The following is a 690-nucleotide window of genomic DNA, read 5'->3' on the forward strand; positions in this document are numbered from 1 at the left end:
CCTCAAATGGCACATAACCTGGTCGACATTCTGCCGCTCCTTTACGCTCCGCAAATAAAACGGTCATTCCTAGCGCTTGAGCCAGATTCGCCGTGGCTTGTCCCAATGCACCACTACCGACGACACCTAGCGTACTGCCGCCAACATCCCCGATGGAATGAGTAAAAAAGCAGAACTGCTTATTTCGCTGCCATTCACCAGCCGCAATGTCTTGATGGTACCCAAGCAAGTTTCGACGCAAAGCAAACAACATCGCGATCACATGCTCAGGCACAGATCGAGTGGCATAACCACGTACGTTCGCGACTGCAATGCCATGTTCAGCGCAATAGCTCACGTCGACATTGTTAAACCCTGTCGCCGCAACGGCAATCATCTTGAGCTGAGGCAGCTGCGAAAGTACCGATTGATCCAACACCACTTTATTGCTGATGACGATATCGGCGTCAGCCAAGCGCTCAACTACGGACTCAGGCGGTGTCAGTGCATACTCCATCCAATGATGAGGAAACTCAGGGCGCGGAACTTGAATGTGATTGGGAATGGTGGCGCGGTCGAGAAAGACCACTTTAGGCAGTGACATAACGGCTCCTTGTTCACTGCCTAATGAAATCTATTTATGGACGTGGCAGTGTTTTGTAATCAGGTAATTTACGCTCTGGATCGAAATAGTCAAAGATCATCTCTTCG

Annotated in this window: 1 protein-coding gene; it reads right to left on the reverse strand. The window is 50.1% G+C overall.

The window, feature by feature from the left end; genetic code table 11:
* Positions 1-583 (reverse strand): NAD(P)-dependent oxidoreductase (locus tag R7Q48_RS27610; protein WP_318133464.1); only part of this gene is annotated, 583 nt, incomplete at its 3' end.
* Positions 584-690: the final 107 nt, after the last annotated feature.

It is taken from the genome of Vibrio sp. 378 (assembly GCF_033339435.1).